Origin of the sequence: Paenibacillus sp. FSL R5-0519 (assembly GCF_037974275.1) — a bacterium.
Lineage (GTDB): Bacteria > Bacillota > Bacilli > Paenibacillales > Paenibacillaceae > Paenibacillus.
Map to the genome: position 1 here is coordinate 1,785,912 of NZ_CP150234.1, position 16,638 is coordinate 1,802,549.

General features: G+C 44.8%; 17 protein-coding genes. 14 read left to right on the forward strand and 3 right to left on the reverse strand.

The annotated features are described in order from the left end of the window. The first annotated feature begins 244 nt into the window (after positions 1–244). From MKY73_RS07990 to thiI, 6 genes are all read left to right on the forward strand, one after another. A complete protein-coding gene (locus MKY73_RS07990; RefSeq protein WP_091014020.1) occupies positions 245–751 on the forward strand; it encodes a YpuI family protein in 507 nt (168 codons plus the stop codon). A 167-nt stretch (positions 752–918) separates the two neighbouring features. After that, positions 919–1,137 carry a DUF1540 domain-containing protein gene (locus MKY73_RS07995; RefSeq protein WP_339306725.1) on the forward strand — a complete coding sequence of 73 codons (219 nt, stop codon included), beginning with the start codon at positions 919–921 and terminating at the stop codon, positions 1,135–1,137. Between the two features lie 35 nt (positions 1,138–1,172). Further along, on the forward strand, positions 1,173–1,586 hold the full coding sequence (locus MKY73_RS08000; protein ID WP_253439370.1) for a hypothetical protein: 414 nt from the start codon (positions 1,173–1,175) through the stop codon (positions 1,584–1,586). 189 nt (positions 1,587–1,775) lie between these two features. Then, positions 1,776–2,528, forward strand: a complete 753-nt coding sequence (locus tag MKY73_RS08005; RefSeq protein ID WP_339306726.1) for a lytic transglycosylase domain-containing protein — start codon at positions 1,776–1,778, stop codon at positions 2,526–2,528. A gap of 171 nt (positions 2,529–2,699) precedes the next feature. After that, a complete protein-coding gene (locus tag MKY73_RS08010; RefSeq protein ID WP_339306728.1) occupies positions 2,700–3,848 on the forward strand; it encodes a cysteine desulfurase family protein in 1,149 nt (382 codons plus the stop codon). A gap of 6 nt (positions 3,849–3,854) precedes the next feature. After that, positions 3,855–5,096: a tRNA uracil 4-sulfurtransferase ThiI gene (gene thiI / locus MKY73_RS08015; protein ID WP_339308525.1), complete on the forward strand. Its 1,242-nt coding sequence runs from the start codon at positions 3,855–3,857 to the stop codon at positions 5,094–5,096. Positions 5,097–5,218: 122 nt separating this feature from the next. Here thiI and MKY73_RS08020 read toward each other — a convergent pair whose 3' ends face one another. Continuing rightward, a complete protein-coding gene (locus tag MKY73_RS08020) occupies positions 5,219–5,929 on the reverse strand; it encodes a TerC family protein (RefSeq protein ID WP_339235981.1) in 711 nt (236 codons plus the stop codon). 87 nt (positions 5,930–6,016) lie between these two features. Here MKY73_RS08020 and MKY73_RS08025 point away from each other — a divergent pair, with 87 nt between their 5' ends. From MKY73_RS08025 to MKY73_RS08050, 6 genes are all read left to right on the forward strand, one after another. Then, positions 6,017–6,676 carry a TerC family protein gene (locus MKY73_RS08025; RefSeq protein ID WP_339256454.1) on the forward strand — a complete coding sequence of 220 codons (660 nt, stop codon included), beginning with the start codon at positions 6,017–6,019 and terminating at the stop codon, positions 6,674–6,676. Between the two features lie 298 nt (positions 6,677–6,974). After that, positions 6,975–7,469, forward strand: coding sequence for a hypothetical protein (locus MKY73_RS08030; RefSeq protein ID WP_339256452.1), 495 nt, complete (start codon positions 6,975–6,977; stop codon positions 7,467–7,469). 176 nt (positions 7,470–7,645) lie between these two features. Then, positions 7,646–9,490 (forward strand): translational GTPase TypA, encoded by a 1,845-nt coding sequence (gene typA / locus MKY73_RS08035; RefSeq protein WP_339306730.1) that lies wholly within the window; start codon positions 7,646–7,648, stop codon positions 9,488–9,490. A 298-nt stretch (positions 9,491–9,788) separates the two neighbouring features. Beyond that, on the forward strand, positions 9,789–10,085 hold the full coding sequence (locus MKY73_RS08040; RefSeq protein WP_339235971.1) for a YlaH-like family protein: 297 nt from the start codon (positions 9,789–9,791) through the stop codon (positions 10,083–10,085). A gap of 91 nt (positions 10,086–10,176) precedes the next feature. Next, entirely contained in the window at positions 10,177–11,238 is a 1,062-nt protein-coding gene (locus tag MKY73_RS08045; protein WP_339235969.1) for an LCP family protein, read from the forward strand. A gap of 98 nt (positions 11,239–11,336) precedes the next feature. Continuing rightward, complete coding sequence (locus tag MKY73_RS08050) at positions 11,337–11,789, forward strand: pyridoxamine 5'-phosphate oxidase family protein (protein WP_339306732.1); 453 nt, start codon at positions 11,337–11,339, stop codon at positions 11,787–11,789. A gap of 7 nt (positions 11,790–11,796) precedes the next feature. Here the strand turns inward: MKY73_RS08050 and MKY73_RS08055 are convergent, their stop codons facing one another. Continuing rightward, positions 11,797–12,495: a YhcN/YlaJ family sporulation lipoprotein gene (locus MKY73_RS08055; protein ID WP_339306733.1), complete on the reverse strand. Its 699-nt coding sequence runs from the start codon at positions 12,493–12,495 to the stop codon at positions 11,797–11,799. A 152-nt stretch (positions 12,496–12,647) separates the two neighbouring features. Between MKY73_RS08055 and MKY73_RS08060 the strand changes: the two genes are divergently transcribed. Then, a complete protein-coding gene (locus MKY73_RS08060; protein ID WP_024628438.1) occupies positions 12,648–13,982 on the forward strand; it encodes a PhoH family protein in 1,335 nt (444 codons plus the stop codon). 223 nt (positions 13,983–14,205) lie between these two features. Beyond that, the gene (locus MKY73_RS08065) at positions 14,206–15,483 is read left to right on the forward strand and encodes an ABC transporter substrate-binding protein (protein WP_339306735.1); all 1,278 of its coding nucleotides are present in this window, start codon (positions 14,206–14,208) and stop codon (positions 15,481–15,483) included. Here MKY73_RS08065 and MKY73_RS08070 read toward each other — a convergent pair. Then, complete coding sequence (locus MKY73_RS08070; protein WP_339306736.1) at positions 15,475–16,554, reverse strand: hypothetical protein; 1,080 nt, start codon at positions 16,552–16,554, stop codon at positions 15,475–15,477. The genes MKY73_RS08065 and MKY73_RS08070 overlap by 9 nt on opposite strands. Between the last annotated feature and the right edge of the window lie 84 nt (positions 16,555–16,638).

A 16,638-nucleotide genomic window follows, 5' to 3' on the forward strand; every position in this document is an offset into this window, starting at 1 on the left:
GACAGTGCTTCATCGTTGTCACTGGTTATATCTATCGTTAGAAAAAGTGGAACGTTTTATGCAAACAAGTTCGAGTCTGACTGCGTATAATAGGCATGTTCAATGGCAGAAACGGAAAGCATGATTAAGGGATACCGCTCGTCAACTTTTTATGGTAGGATTATAGCTGAGAATTCAAAGGTCAGGGGAAAACCACCGTTGGCCGACCTATATGTAAGGACTTATTTAAGGGGGAGCTACCTTTATGTCAGCAGCCAATGTACAGAAAACATGTGAGTCAACTAGGGAAAAGTTAAAACCGGCTATCGATCGGATTGAAAAATTTTTGAATGAGAATGCTTTGCCTGAACTGGATCAGAATCAGACGGAAGAATCAACAGTCTTCTACAAAGGATTTCTTTCAGATCTCCGTCATTTACTCGTTTTTTCTGAAGTTTCTTACGAAAAACTTGGCGTTGTGCTGCGTCGTGCCAACTTTGATGTCGATTTTGCCGAAAAGGCTCTTTATAATACGTATCACCAATGCGTAAACAGCTTTTTCTATCCCAAAAATGAATGTTATTCTGAAGACGGAAGATACGCTTACACAGGACAAGATGCCATTCGTTTTCGCGACAAGCCAATTCGTGCAGTGCGGGATGTCATTCTTGAGGTTTCCAAAACGTACGAAGAATTGCGCGATGATCTGGCATACTACGAAAGTGATTACCTGACTCAGCGTCGCATGCAAAATCAACGGAATCACGCTTAACTAACGTTTAAATTTTAATAAGATATTGGACGAAACCGCCCTTGTGGCGGTTTTTTTTCTGTTTTCAGTCAGAAATCAACGGGGAGGGATCATGTCATCATCTGGCATTTTAGCAGAGAATATCGGGTTTGTGGCGGGGAGACAATAGTAGTCGAGGTGATAAAAAAATGAGCCAAGACAAACCAATTGTCAAATGCAGCGTCTCCAACTGCAACTTTTGGGGAGAGAACAACTTCTGCCAGGCTGATGCCATCATGATTGACATTGACCAACATGCTACCCGTCGTCTGCATGAGGAATTTGCCGGTGAGACATTTGACTCGGACCACCATGATCATGCACGTACATCCTCTGCAACATGCTGTCACACGTTCAGACCCAAGTGAGCAGTCATCCCTATTCATAATGGAGGTGCTTCCAAATGAAAAATGACGATAACAACATTCGTTCTATTGATCGCCCTGAAAACAAGGGTGAGGTTGAAAAACAGCGTATGCGTGTGGATTATCCAAGGAAAGTACATCGGGAAGAGTACGGGGCTGAGGTGGCTCCTCCAACTGTTGTAAGAACTGGAGGCACCGAACGTTCAGAACCTGTAGTTGAGAAGCATGAGGCAGACCGTGTCATGGAGTCAACAGGCAAGGTCGCAGGTTATATGGGGCTGGCCTTCGGTATTGCGTCCTTGTTCATGTGGTCCATCGTACTTGGACCAGCGGCAGCTGTTCTGGGTTACTATGCTTATGTAAATGGTCGGAAAACGGCGGGAGCTTGGTCCATTGGGCTGGGTATTGTAGCCACGCTGAGTTATTTTTTCATGATCCCATTTGCGCGCTAAGTGTAAAATATGCTTCACCAAGCCTTCTGTTTGCACCCATGTGTGGTGACTTACAGGAGGTTTTTTTTCGTATATACGCAGGTTAGACCGTGGGATTCAACTATTTTTTTGAAAACAATGGAACCTTGCTGTAAAACGATGTAGAATAAGGTCATATTACGCTTAATACTACGGGAGTGGGTATAACTCATGCAGATAGATCCGAGCGGATCGCGGCAGTTGTTGGAACTGCAACTATCCAATGTGAATAATCAAACCAGTGGGTCACAACCAGATGCTGGTTCAACAGTGGATTTCGCCAATGTGATGGACGGGCTGTTAGGCACGGGTGCCAATTCGACGAGCAATACGGATTCCACCGCTACGGTCTCCAAAAGATCCAGTGATGGTTTGTTGTGGCTGCAACTCGGAAGCACGTACAATCCGGATATAAATACGGCAGGATCGTCTTCTGTCTCCAATAACATCGTTGAATCTTTATTATCTTCATCCAATACAGGAATCGTGGATTCCGGTGCATCCGTACCTACGGATTTTGAATCATTGATTTCGGAAGCAAGTGCGAAATATGGTGTGCCTGAATCATTGATTAAGGCCGTCATTGACACAGAGTCCAATTTTAACCCAAATGTTGTTTCCTCCGCCGGTGCCAAAGGGCTCATGCAATTAATGGATGGGACGGCTGCGGGGCTAGGTGTGAGTAATTCATTTGATCCTGCTCAGAACATTGATGCTGGTACCAAATATCTTTCTCTTCAGCTCCAGCGTTTCGGTGGAGAAGTGAACATGGCGCTTGCTGCATATAATGCAGGACCGGGTCGTGTTTCACGTCTGGGCGTGTCGAGTGATAGTGAACTGATGAGTGTACTTAACCGTCTGCCTTCAGAAACACAGAATTATATCTCCAAAGTGGAGAAGGCACGCGCGAAATATGTGATCTAAACTCTCAAAAAACATTTGCGATAACACATGATAGGCAGGATGAGATCCAATGTGGGAGCAGCAGCGCTTGAAACGCCTGTTCCCGGTTGGTCTTTTTGTGTTGTATGGGTATCATGTTACAATGCTCACTGTAGGATCATGAACGAAGAGATAAGGGAGGTCCAACCTCATTTGAAATATTTTGATTATGCTGCAACCACGCCTCCCCATCCTGATGTCATTCGTACGATGGCCGAAATTATGGAGACACAATTCGGTAATCCGTCTTCTATTCATGGATATGGAGAGCGTGCTCATCAATTGTTGCGTCGTGCACGATCTGGCTGTGCTGCAGCAATAGGTGTTAAACCTGAGGAGATTGTATTTACTTCTGGAGCGACTGAGAGCAATAATCTGGCGATAAAAGGTGCGGCATTACGTTATCAGTCACGGGGCAGACATATCGTCACAACGGCTACCGAACATGCTTCGGTGTATGAAAGTGTTATGCAATTGCAACAGTGGGGATGGGAAGTGACATTACTTCCTGTGAATTCCGATGGAGTGGTGAGTGCTCAGCAGGTTGTAGACGCAATCAGACCGGATACGGTGGTAGTAAGTCTGATGCATGTAAACAATGAAACGGGGGCCATCCATCCGATTGCAGAGATTGGCAAACAGTTGAAAAAGAAAGCACCACGAGTGCTCTTCCATGTGGATGGTGTTCAGGGTTTTGGGAAAATGGAGGCCGCACCTGCCGCTTGGGGCGCAGATCTGTACAGTTTGTCTGCTCACAAGATCCGTGGGCCGAAGGGAGCAGGCCTCTTGTATGTGCGAAGTGGAGTGGAACTTACGCCACTCATGTCAGGGGGATCACAGGAGCAGGGTCTAAGAGCTGGCACGGAGAACGTGGCCTTGTTAGTAGCCATGGCAAAGGCCATGCGGATGGCAGCAGAAGGCCGGGTTGATTATGCCCGTCGTACTCAGGTACTCCGTGATCGATTGATGGAAACGATACGTCACATTCCTGAATTTGAATTGAACAGTCGCACAGAGGGTGCACCTCATATTGTGCACTTCTCCTATCCCGGGATGAAGGCAGAAGTGGCGCTGCACACCTTGGAGCAACTTGGCATAACCATATCCACCCAATCTGCCTGTTCTTCGCGTTCGGCTGAACCGAGTAGAGCTCTACTTGCGATGGGCAGAGATGCAGCTTGTGCTGCTGGCGGATTGCGTATTAGTCTTGGAGATGAACATACAGAAGAAGATGTAGCCTCGCTTGAACGGGCTTTACATCAGATGGTGGCGCAGTTGCGACCCCTTGAAAGGCGGATGTGAATGGATATGAAATATGATATGCTGCTTCTCCGTTTCGGAGAGTTTATGTTAAAAGGAAAAAATCGTGCGCGATTCGAGAAAACGATCATTACACAGGTGAAAGCTTTACTTAAACCTTATCCAGGAGCAAGTCTTCGCAAAGAATATGGCCGTGTCTATGTGGATCTTGGCAGTGAATCACATACTGAACTGATTAAGGTGTTAAAGCGGGTATTCGGTGTGATGTCGATTAGTCCGGTTAAAGTTACTCCATCCGAGCTTGATGAGATTGTGAAAACCGCAGTTGCTTTTATGGACGAAAGGGAAGACGAATTTAAGGAAGGCACCACATTCAAGGTAAATGTAAGGCGGGTATGGAAGGAGTTCCCGAACTCTTCACATGAAATGAATCATCTGGTTGGTTCCCCGATCCTTCGGAAGTTCCAGCAATTGAGTGTTGATGTTCGTCAGCCTGATATTGAACTGCGAGTGGAAATTCGGGATCAAGGCACATATATTTTCAATGAAACCATTCCTGCAGTGGGTGGGTTTCCGCTGGGGACGAATGGCAAAGCAATGGTACTGCTATCAGGTGGGATAGATAGCCCTGTTGCTGCCTGGTCTTCCATGCGTCGTGGACTCGAAGTGGAATGTGTACATTTTTACAGTTATCCGTTCACAAGCCAGCGGGCCAAAGAAAAAGTCATTGATTTGGCGCGTGCCCTTGCTGATCATGCAGGAACAATTAAGCTGCATCTGGTTCCATTTACGGAGATCCAAACGGCATTCACCCAACTGGGTCAGGACAATCTGATTATTACCCTAATGAGACGTTCAATGCTGCGAATTGCATCCAAACTTGCAGAGCGGGAGCGCGCACTAGCACTGATCACCGGGGATAGCCTGGGCCAAGTAGCGAGTCAGACTCTTCCGAGTATGAATGTCATCGGCCGTGCGACGGATCTACCACTGTTGCGACCACTGGTTATGATGGATAAACAGGAGATCATTACCCTGTCCAAACAAATTGGAACGTATGACATATCGATTTTGCCATATGAGGATTGCTGTACTCTCTTTGTGCCAAAGTCACCTTCAACCAATCCAAACCTTCGAATTGTGGATAAAATAGAATCAACAATGAGCCATCTGTCAGAATGGGTGGATCAAGCGGTGGAATTAACAGAAACCATCACGCTGCACGCAGGTGAAACTTCTGTGGTAACGAATCAGTCAGGCGATCATGCCATGAAGGATGACTGGTTCTAAACTCAATAAAAATGAGCATGGCTGACATAATAAAGGCTATGTTAACTGCAAAAAAAGGACTGTCCGATAAAATATCGTTCAGTCCTTTGCTGTGTTCAGGAGCAATTATAAAATTAAATAGCCTACGAATAGGAGCGCTGCTGTTCCCCGCCAGATCCCTTGTGACTCGAACTGCTGGAGCGTTTGCGATAACCCGCAAAGACTACGCCTGCGATAACCACAACGATGAAGAGAATTCGCAATGCCGGATGTTCAGTAAAGTAAGGCGAGAGTCGCTGCTCCTCGGTAATCATATTGGATGCCGTATACCCGAGAACGATGGCTCCGACATAGATGATCCAGGGAAAGTGATTAATGAGCTTGATAAACAGGGTGCTGCCCCAGACGATAATAGGTACACTAATCAGGAGTCCGAGAATGACAAGCACAAGATGCTGCTGCGCAGCTCCGGCAACGGCAATCACGTTATCGAGTCCCATGGCTGCATCTGCGATCACGATGGTACGAACAGCAGTCCATAAGGAAGTCCCCGCCTGAATATCATTGTGTTCATCTCCCTGATCCGCCAATAATTTATAGGCGATCCAGATCAGCAGTATGCCTCCCACCAGCAAGAGCCAAGGCACTTTAAGCAACCATAAAACAACAACGGTTGCCAAGATTCGAATCAGAAGTGCGCCGCCCGTTCCATATAGAATCGCCTTTTTCTGCACGGAAGGGTGCAAATTTCGAGCTGCAAGACCAATGACGATGGCATTATCTCCAGCCAGAATGAGATCAATAAAGACAACGTTCAGCAAAGCCAGCCAGAAAGCGGGGCTAAATAGCTCCATGTATTATGTCACTCCTTATATACGGTTCAATCATTAAGAATAGCATGGACAACTCTGACATACAAGTTAATGTGGGGGGATGAGGACATGGATACACTCTGGCTGTTGACTGAGATTTTAATGATCAATCTGGTATTGAGTGGAGATAATGCGGTTGTTATTGCGCTTGCCAGCAAGGATCTGCCACCGATACAACGCAAAAAAGCGGTATGGTGGGGAGCTTTTGGGGCGGTGCTGCTACGCTGTGTGTTAACCTTCGTCGCAGTGTTATTACTCGGGATTCCCTTTATCCAAGCGGCAGGTGGACTGTTGCTACTCTGGATTGCAGTGAAGCTACTGCTTCAAAATGAGGATGAAGTACATATTCGGGAAGCTTCTACGACGTGGAAAGCCATTCAAACCATTCTGATTGCCGATTTTGTAATGAGCCTGGATAACGTTTTGGCTATAGCGGCTTTGGCAGATGGAGATTTGGCTTTGATCGTCATCGGGATTGCAATAAGTATCCCCATTGTCGTATGGGGCAGTGGGCTAATTGTTGGTTTGCTCAAGCGATTTCCGATTCTGGTATTCGCCGGATCAGGCATTCTGGCTTTCACAGCTGGTGAGATGGTGATGAAAGACCCAAAGTTAGGAGAATGGCTGGGAGGAATGGCATCAGAGGTACACACGCTGCTGCCCGCAGCAATGGCTTGTCTTGTAATAGCGGTTGGAGGAGCCCATAAATTTGTGAGGAAGAACGCATAGTTTGACTATGGATAAAAGCTTGAACACAGGACCGTCCGAACCCGCAGGTTTAGGCGGTTTTGTGTTGAGCGAATACTCTTGCCATTAGAAGTTCCATTGGGCTAGTCATAAGTTGCACATTTTAGGGTAATACAGGTAAAGGGCACCTGCAAAGTGCGACATAAAGTATAGTTTTTTGCCGAAACATCAGATACACTAGAAGCAGGATAACAGGTTAGGAAATTAACAGTCAGCATGGATTATAAAATGTTTATCAAAGAAATAAAGTACATAGCCATGGTATAAGAGGTGATTGCAGATGAGGATGAGAAATGAAAAAGCAATTGGCATATTTATTGTAGCTGCTGGAATTATTATTCTGCTTGGTAAGTTTGGCGTGTTTGGATTTATTGGTCGTAACTTCTGGCCTTTGCTGATCTTGCTGCCAGGCATAGCCCTTCATGCGTTATATTATGCGCGTATTTCACCGTCGTGGTCACTTGTTCCAGCCGGCATACTAACGGTGTATGGTGTGTTATTCAGTATAACCAATACATGGGGTGCTGGACTAATGAGCAGGCTCTGGCCAGCAATTTTGCTTGGGATCGCCATAGGGCTGCTCGAATATGGAATGGCTGAGCGTCGAAGACCGGAATATGTATTACCTGCAGCTTTGATCCTTGGTGCGGTATCCATCATATTATTCGGATTTACCTTGCTGCAAACGGGAATAATCTATGTCCTTGCTGTTCTTTTGATCCTGGGCGGAGTCTGGTTATTGCTTGGACGAGGACGGCAAGGGAGAGGCTGGTAACATTCCCAATGGTCTTTTCGTGCGAAATATCTTGATTTTTACCTATAATAAACTATAATATAAGGGATATAGACATGCGTCGGGATATCACCGACGCTTATTTTGTGAGTAACCTGCGAAATTGCGGGAAGTTTAGTAGATAAGAATTGAAATTGGAAAGGATATGGATACAAACCATGCATTCAAGAGAACACATTCGCAATATTGCGATTATTGCCCACGTCGACCACGGGAAAACTACGCTCGTCGACAAGTTGCTCCAGCAATCCGGTACTTTCCGTGATCACGAAACGGTACAGGAGCGCGCAATGGACTCCAACGATTTGGAGCGTGAACGCGGTATTACGATTTTGGCCAAAAACACGGCTATAACTTATAAAGATTATCTGATCAACATTGTGGATACACCAGGACACGCCGATTTCGGTGGCGAAGTGGAACGTATCATGAAAATGGTTGACGGCGTATTGCTCGTCGTTGATGCTTATGAGGGCTGTATGCCACAAACGAAGTTTGTACTTCGTAAAGCACTGGAGCACAACCTGACACCTATCGTTGTTGTAAACAAAATTGACCGTCCAGCGGCTCGTCCGGCTGAGGTAATTGACGAAGTATTGGACCTGTTCATTGAACTGGGTGCCAACGATCAACAGCTTGAATTCCCTGTTGTATATGCTTCCGCATTGAACGGAACATCCAGCATGGAAAGTGATCCTGCTAAACAGGATGACAACATGATGGCGATCTACAATACGATCGTTAGTCATATCCCACACCCTACCGAAAATGTTGAAGAACCACTTCAATTCCTCGTTACTTTGATGGACTACAATGAATACCTTGGCCGTATTGCCATTGGTCGTGTTAACCGCGGTGTGATCCGTCAAGGACAATCGGTAACGGTTATTATGCGTGATGGCAAGAGCAAAACTGCACGTATCGAGAAACTGTTCGGTTTCCAGGGTCTCAAACGTATTGAGACGGAAGAAGCAGGAGCAGGCGACATCGTTGCCATTGCAGGGATCAAGGACATCAACATTGGTGAAACCATTGCCGATCCGAACAATCCAGAAGCACTTCCAGTTTTGAAAATCGATGAGCCTACACTACAAATGACGTTCCTCGTGAACAACAGTCCATTCGCAGGTCGTGAAGGTAAATGGGTAACTTCCCGTAAACTTCGTGAGCGTTTGTTGAAAGAACTGGAAACTGACGTTTCCCTTCGTGTTGATGAAACGGACAGCCCGGATGCATTTGTCGTTTCCGGACGGGGTGAGCTTCACTTGGGAATCCTGATTGAGAACATGCGTCGTGAAGGATATGAACTTCAAGTATCCAAACCAGAAGTTATCGTTAAAGAAGTTGACGGTAAGAAAATGGAACCTGTTGAGCGCTTGTTGATTGATATCCCTGAAGAGAGCATGGGTTCCGTAATGGAGAGCCTGGGTGCACGTAAAGCAGAGATGGTTAACATGGTTAACACAGGTAGTGGTCAAGTTCGTCTGGAGTTCCTGATTCCAGCACGTGGTTTGATCGGATATAGCACAAACTTCCTGACATTGACTCGTGGTTACGGTGTTATGAACCATGCATTTGACAGCTACGCTCCAGTAGTATCCGGTCAAGTGGGTGGACGTCACCAAGGAGTACTGATCTCAACTGAAACGGGTACATCTACGTTCTACGGAATGATGGGTGTTGAGGATCGCGGAACGCTCTTCTTGGAGCCGGGTACTGAGATCTACGAAGGTATGATTGTTGGTGAACATACACGTGACAATGATATCGTTGTTAACATCTGCAAAGAAAAACAACTGACTAACGTTCGTTCTTCTGGTAAAGATGATACAGTTAAAATTAAAACTCCGATTATCTTCTCATTGGAACAGGCGCTTGAATATCTGAATGAAGATGAATATTGTGAAATCACACCGAAATCCATTCGTCTTCGTAAGAAGATCCTGAATAAATCCGAGCGTGAACGTGCAGAAAAACAACGCAAAATGGCTTCCAAAGCCTAATAACAATAAAATAAAAGTTATAAGTTAACGTTTGATGGGCCCGGCTAGTAACGAGAGCTTGTACAACTAACGTAGTGTAGGGAACAGAATCGATTCTGAAGAAGCGAAGCGTTCGCCTTTATCCCCGGATTTTACCATTGAAAATGGATCGAAAAAATCTGGGGATAACAGCGATCGGAAGAACGAGCTGAGACCGAAACGGTCACGATGCACGTACTGGCTCTCTAAGTTGCTAAAGGGAGTTTCATCAACCAGTTAACTTATATCCTAGCATGAACACGAAAGGAGCTGGCTGTGCATGCAAGCATGGTTCGCATCACACCCGATCGTAGCCTACATCGTCATCTTTGTATTGATTACTTACGTATATAACAAGGTGTTTCGGGTACGTCAGAAATTGCCGCTTGGTAAGGAAATCGTTCTCTATATATTGATGGCGATGGGCACATTCATGCTTCTTATTTTCCAGATCGACAAGCTTCCCATCATTCAATGTTTGTTGGTTGCGGTTGGTTTGATGTTGTTAGTGAGAGTGCGTTATTTTATCGAAGGCCGTCAAAAGAAAAAAGCGGAAGCTACCGCTCGAAATTCATAAATCCTGTCTTGTACAGACCATCCGTTTTCCTTAGGGAAAGCGGTTGTCTTTTATTTAGACAAAAAACAGATGTGATAAAGGTGTTGAAGATATGAACTCAAATTCGAACGGACTGCCTCCACGGAGACAGGCACCAACGCAATCCGGTGCTTCTGGATCGAAGAATGGCAAGGGCAAGCAGCCTAAGAAGAAAAAGAGAATGAATGCTTTTGGCAGAATCTTTTTAAGTCTATTGGTTATTGCCATTCTGGTAGGCGGTGGATATGCGTACTGGGTATACAATCAAGTCGTGGATACAGGCATCGATAAACCGGTACCTCCCGGCATGTCAGCCACAACCAAACCGATCACGATGCTGTTATTAGGCACAGATAACCGTCCTGAAACGGGCACATATCTCTCGGATGTCGTAATGGTGGCTTCGTTGAATCCGGAGACCAAGACGGCAACCATTGTATCTTTGCCACGAGACACGCGTATTCAATTGGATGGGTACAAATCAAACAAGTTGAATTCCTATTATCCGAGGTTTAAAGCACAGGAAAAAACCACTGGCAAAAATGCAGAGGATCAGATGAAAGAAATGATGAGTAAGTATTTGGATGTAGATATTAATTATACAACCGTACTGAATTTCCAGGCTTTCCGTGATGCTGTTAATGCCGTGGGTGGCGTGGATGTGACTGTGGATAAAAATATGTGTTATAGAGATACAGCCGATGGGACAGATATCAATCTGGTCGCAGGCGCACAACATCTTGATGGTAAAGCGGCACTGGATTTTGTGCGTTACCGCAAATCCAATTGTAATCCGAAGACTGCTGAATCCAATGACTTTGACCGTAACAAACGTCAAAACCAAGTATTGAACTCCATGTTGGATCAGATGAAATCTCTTGGGGGAATTACGAAGATTAGCAAAGTGATTGGTGCAGTTGACAAGAACATGACGACAGATGTGGAATCGGAACAAATGAAAAACTTCATCTCGACGTATTGGAACATTTCCACCTCGGATGTACACTATACTCCGGTAACCGGAGAGTGGAGAAGTCCTTATGTGTATATTAATGAAACGGAACTTGCCAATGCGAAGCAGGCATTACAAGATACACTTTCAGGCAAAGTAACCACTTCAACTTCGAGTGAATAACCTTCATTCTTTTTGGATTGGAAGCACATTAATTCGTATGCTATAATAATATAAACCAAGTTTAAGAATTGCATAAAGAAGGTTAGGGGGCTGGTTGAATGTCCGAAGCCGTCACACAATTAACTGAATCTCTTTTACAGCAATTCAAGAATGAGACCTTTGTGCTGCTGAGCACAGTGGATGTAGAATCCGGAGGTCCGACTTCAACAGCCATCTCCTGGATTTATGCGGAGAATGCTTCTACTTTTCGTGTGGCGATCGATCATCGTTCGCGCTTAGTGAATAACATGATGACTAACCCGCTCATTACGATTACTGTCTTTGGAGAAGAGACAGTGTACGCAGTGAACGGACGTGCTGCGGTACGACAAGATCCGCTGCAGGATGTTCCATTTAATATGTGCTGTTTCGACATTACGATTGAAGCGGTGAGGAATGCTCTGTTTTACGGCGCTCAACTGTCCTCCGTGCCTCAATATGTCAAAGTATATGATCAGCGTGCTGCTGAAAAATTAGATGGGCAGGTTTTTGCTGCCATGAAAAAAGCCTAGTGAGAGATCACTGGGCTTTTTGTTGTCTTTTGTCAGATGAATGCAGCTGCTGCATTTGTTGTTTTTGATTCACGTGTTCATCCGGATTTTGACGGACTTTGACGTCTTTCGGGAGTTGAGGGATAATTCGTCCCACCATGTCAGCGAGTTCTGAAGCAAAACCGGATATGGGGTGCCCTTGACGGATATGTTCACCAATCTCTTTAATTCGTTCAGTGACATCGGCATCAGCAGTAACAATGGAGTCTACACCTTCGGGATCTTTACGAAGCGCTTCGGCAACAGCGTATTTGATGGTACCTACCCGAGCACGTTCCAGTTCACCATCAACATCAATACCAACGACAGCCGTATTACCGAGTATAACGCAGTTCGCATCTTTAACACCTTCCACTTGCTTGGCAAGTGCTTTAAGGTGATTGATCCGTTTTTCATTTGGCATCCGGCCACTCTTTGCATCATCCGCAATGTTGGTATCGTGGACTTCACCAGTATTTTCATTAAGACGGTCCAAACGTGAAGGATTCAACCGATCTTCCTGTGCATCGAGCATGTGAGATCCTTTCCTTTGATCTTGCTGAGTTGTAATATTTCCTCCGTAGCTTCTTGGATGTGACGTATGCGGTTCCTGAGAAGCGTTACGAGTGGTACTGTTGCAACCTGTAAGTATAAAGATCAGAAGCAGCGTGCTAACCCATATTTTCATAAATGTTCATCCTTTCTTGGAGTTTTTCAGAATGGTTGACAATTATTTTGCCCTAGTCGAATACATTTATGTATGGGATCATGATTGTCCATGCCGCTGCTGAAAGATCACACTATCCATGCCTTTAACGACGCCGCTTTGGAGGGGATTGAATGAAAAAGATTTTTGTATTGGATACCAACGTGCTTCTGCATGACCCCAATGCCATATTTGCCTTTGAGGAACATGAGGTAATCATTCCCGCGGTTGTATTGGAGGAGATCGACTCCAAAAAAAGAAATGCCGATGAAATTGGGCGTAATGCCCGTAATGTATCCAGACTGTTGGATGGATTACGTGAGCTGGGTCACCTGCACAGTGGGGTACCTTTGGCTAATGGAGGTAACCTGAAAGTAGAGCTGAATCATCGGAGTTTCGTGAAAGTTCAGGAAATGTTTGGTGAAGTATCCAACGATAATCGAATTCTGGCTGTCGCACTGAATTATCAGATCGAAGAGAATGAAAAGGAAGTAGTCGAACGTCAGGTCGTGCTTGTCAGTAAAGATGTTCTTGTGCGTATCAAAGCGGATGTACTTGGACTGTTTACACAGGATTACTTATCAGATCGGACGGCAGGACTCAGCGAGTTATATCCAGGTTATACGGCCCTAAAAGTTCATCCGTCAGTGATTGATGAGTTTTACACATATCGTTTTTTACCAATCAAACCGCTACAGTTGTCTTACTCGTTATATCCGAATGAATTCGTCATTCTCAAGGATGAGATGGGAACCAATAAATCGGCTTTACTTAAAGTGAATACAGAGGGAACCAAGCTGGAGCCGCTTTTCCTCAGTAATGATAATGTCTGGGGTATTAGCGCACGTAACGCACAACAACGCATGGCACTGGAACTGCTTTTGAATGACGACATCCCGCTTGTTACCATTACCGGTAAAGCTGGAACAGGGAAAACCTTGCTGGCACTTGCAGCAGGTCTGCTTAAGGTAGAGGATGATCATAAATACAAAAAACTGTTGATCGCTCGTCCTGTCGTTCCGATGGGGAAAGATATCGGTTACTTGCCTGGTGAGAAGGAAGAAAAACTTCGTCCATGGATGCAGCCGATTTATGATAATCTGGAGTTTTTGTTTGATACCAAAAAAGCTGGAGATATCGATAAAATCCTAATGGGACTTGGCAGTATTCAGGTGGAGGCTTTAACGTATATTCGTGGAAGATCGATACCTGGACAGTTTATCATCATTGATGAGGCTCAGAATCTGTCCCGCCATGAAGTGAAGACCATTGTATCCAGAGTCGGTGAAGGCAGTAAAATTATTTTGATGGGTGACCCCGAACAGATCGATCATCCGTATCTTGATTCCGCCAGTAACGGTCTGACGTATATTGTGGAACGGTTTAAGCAAGAGGGAATCAGCGGACACATTATGCTCGAAAAAGGTGAGCGGTCCAAGCTGGCACAACTTGCGGCTGATTTATTGTAAGTCCCCATGGGATTTATTTCCCGGAAAATGTTGTTATTGAAGCCGGCTCCTGGAGCCGGCTTTTTTGCTGAAAAAATAAGAAAGCGTTATTGCACAGAACTCGATATGCTCGTAGTATGCAAAAATCCGAAAAAGTGTTTTTCGGCAGGGTAGGACAAGAGTACTACTTATTTGTTACAATAATTGCTGCAGGAAAAAACTAGGTGAACAAGGAGGGAAGTTAATGAAGCGTAAACATCAGGTTGTTTTGTTCGCGGTATTGCTGCTTTCGTTAACGATCTTGTCACCGAGTTTTGACTTTAGAGGTTCGCAGCTCAATCAGGAACAAGAGAAGGAGAAGGATGCTTTTCCGGGTAATTCGTCACGTAATGAAGATGCTCAATCTCCGCTGGAGATTGTGGTTGCCATGTCGGATGAAGAGTTCCAAGCCTTTCAAAAGTTAGCCAAAGAAGTTGCTGCTTCCCAGCTGGTAGAGATTAATCTTCGGAATGAGAAGCCGGATACATATAAGCGTGTTTTGGATCTTGAATTTTCACTAGGAGAGAACGGCGATGTGGTTCTGCTTGATAGTGAAGAAGTGCAATACTATGCCCAAAAAGGGTACCTGTATCCGTTAAATGGAACAACATTATCGAAGTCTCTCGGTGATACAGTAGTTGGATTACGGGGAATGACAGAGTGGAATGGTTATCAATGGGGAATGCCTTTTGATTTTGATCCGTACATTCTGGCTGCAAAATCTTCATTTCTGAAGAGAGCTGGAATGGAGTCATTACCTCACAATAAAGATCAGTGGGTCAAACTTACTCAACAAGCCAATGCCGAAGGAATCCCTTTAATTACAATGAACATTAATGATATGTACGGGACAAATGCGTGGTTAAATCATCTTGAACCGAGAATGGCGCCTGATCAAGTTAATCAAACGCAATTAGACTCGCAACCGGGAGACCTCCAGCAGGGGATTCAATTGATGAATCACATTCAACCTCATATAATGGTCCAGTCTACCTATCCGTTGTTCTCATCAACTGCTGACGAGACTAACATACCGATGATTGTATCCTTGTTATCTCAATTATTAAGTGCAGATCAAGCGAGTACCGTTCATAAAGATTCTTTGGAGCACATTTCTTTTGAATCCTTGGAAACAGTAAGCTCAAGAAGCCTTGTCATTACTTCGGGTTCGGTTGAGGCTGAGGAGGCCAGTAGATGGATTGAAGGCATGACGTCCGCTACGTCACAGTTAAAATGGTACCAACAGGTCAACCGTTTGCCGGCAAAGCAACAGGAACTGGATTTGGAGTCCGAGAAACTTGCTGGACGTTATGAAATGACAAAGAGACATTCCTGGTTCTCAACAACCCAAGATGCCCCTGCGTCAACGACCGAAAGTCTTGCTCTAATCACTCGTTTTCATAAAAAGGTACAACAATTTTTAAAGGGAGAGATTACAGCGTATCAATACGTAAATAGTATTAGAACAAGCTCTTTAAAATGATATAGCCAGTTTAACTTCCAGTATGCCTTCACTTGTTGAAACATCCGTTGCTTTGACAAAAGACAGGATTTTCTGTGGATAGAATCCAAGGTCGAATTCTCTTTCCAGCATTCTGCGGGTGGTGTCGGGCAAATCAAGCTGATTAAATACTAGTTTGTCCACATGAAAACGAATGGAGTTTTGAGGTTCATTTTCAACCGTATAATGTCCTTCAATGCTTAGTTGCAACTGATCCCGCTGACCGGATGCGATAATCTTATCCTGATTAAACTGAAAGGCAAAGTCTTTAAAGATAGGATTTTGCGAACGTAAAAATGCGTTAAGCTCATCCTGCCCAATACGAATCGTATACGTTGTTCCAGTTGTGGATATGCCTCCGTTTTGTTTTTGTATAAAATCAGGCATGTTCTGCATGGCAGATGCCAATGCTTTGAAATATCGTTTCACCTCATAGATGCCGATATTCTCCCAATAGAGAGTTAATTCATCCATTAGTTTCTGAATCGCCGCCGCATCTCCGCTGGTGGCTATTTGGGCATCTACTTCTTTTTGCAAGGCGACTACACGTTCCCGCTGGTTTTGAAGATTAGTCTTCATTTCGGTTAGTTCTGCTGTAGTCTGACGAATCTGAGTGGAAGTCTGTTGCAGGTTGCGATACCGGTCCTGATACTTGTCCAGCACAGCCTGATCCCGTCCAATAATAATCTGATAATAATCATACAGTACAAACAGGTCTTTGAATGACCGGGCCCCTAGGACCGTCATAAGAAGACTGTCACGTTCTCCAGTATAGTAGGATCTCACTACAGCTCCGGCCCGAACTTGCTGAATATGTATCTGTTCTTCCTGATCCTGAAGTTGGACGGATAATCTCTCGTATTGTTGAGCCAGCTGCTTCTGTGTGCCTGCGATACGTTCAATTTCATGATCGATTTCGACGATGGATAGACTTTTTTGCAATATTTCACGTGTATCCTCAGATGAAGGCTCTCCGTAGGCATAGTTTGAGGGTAGTTGCAGAAATACGATGATGCATAATATAAATGCGGCGATGCCGTTATGACGTCTCAACGATCATTCTCCTTTCCACTTCTTCAATGACAATAGTACAGGCTAGTTGTCTTCCAGACAATATATGAAACAAATACGTGAATT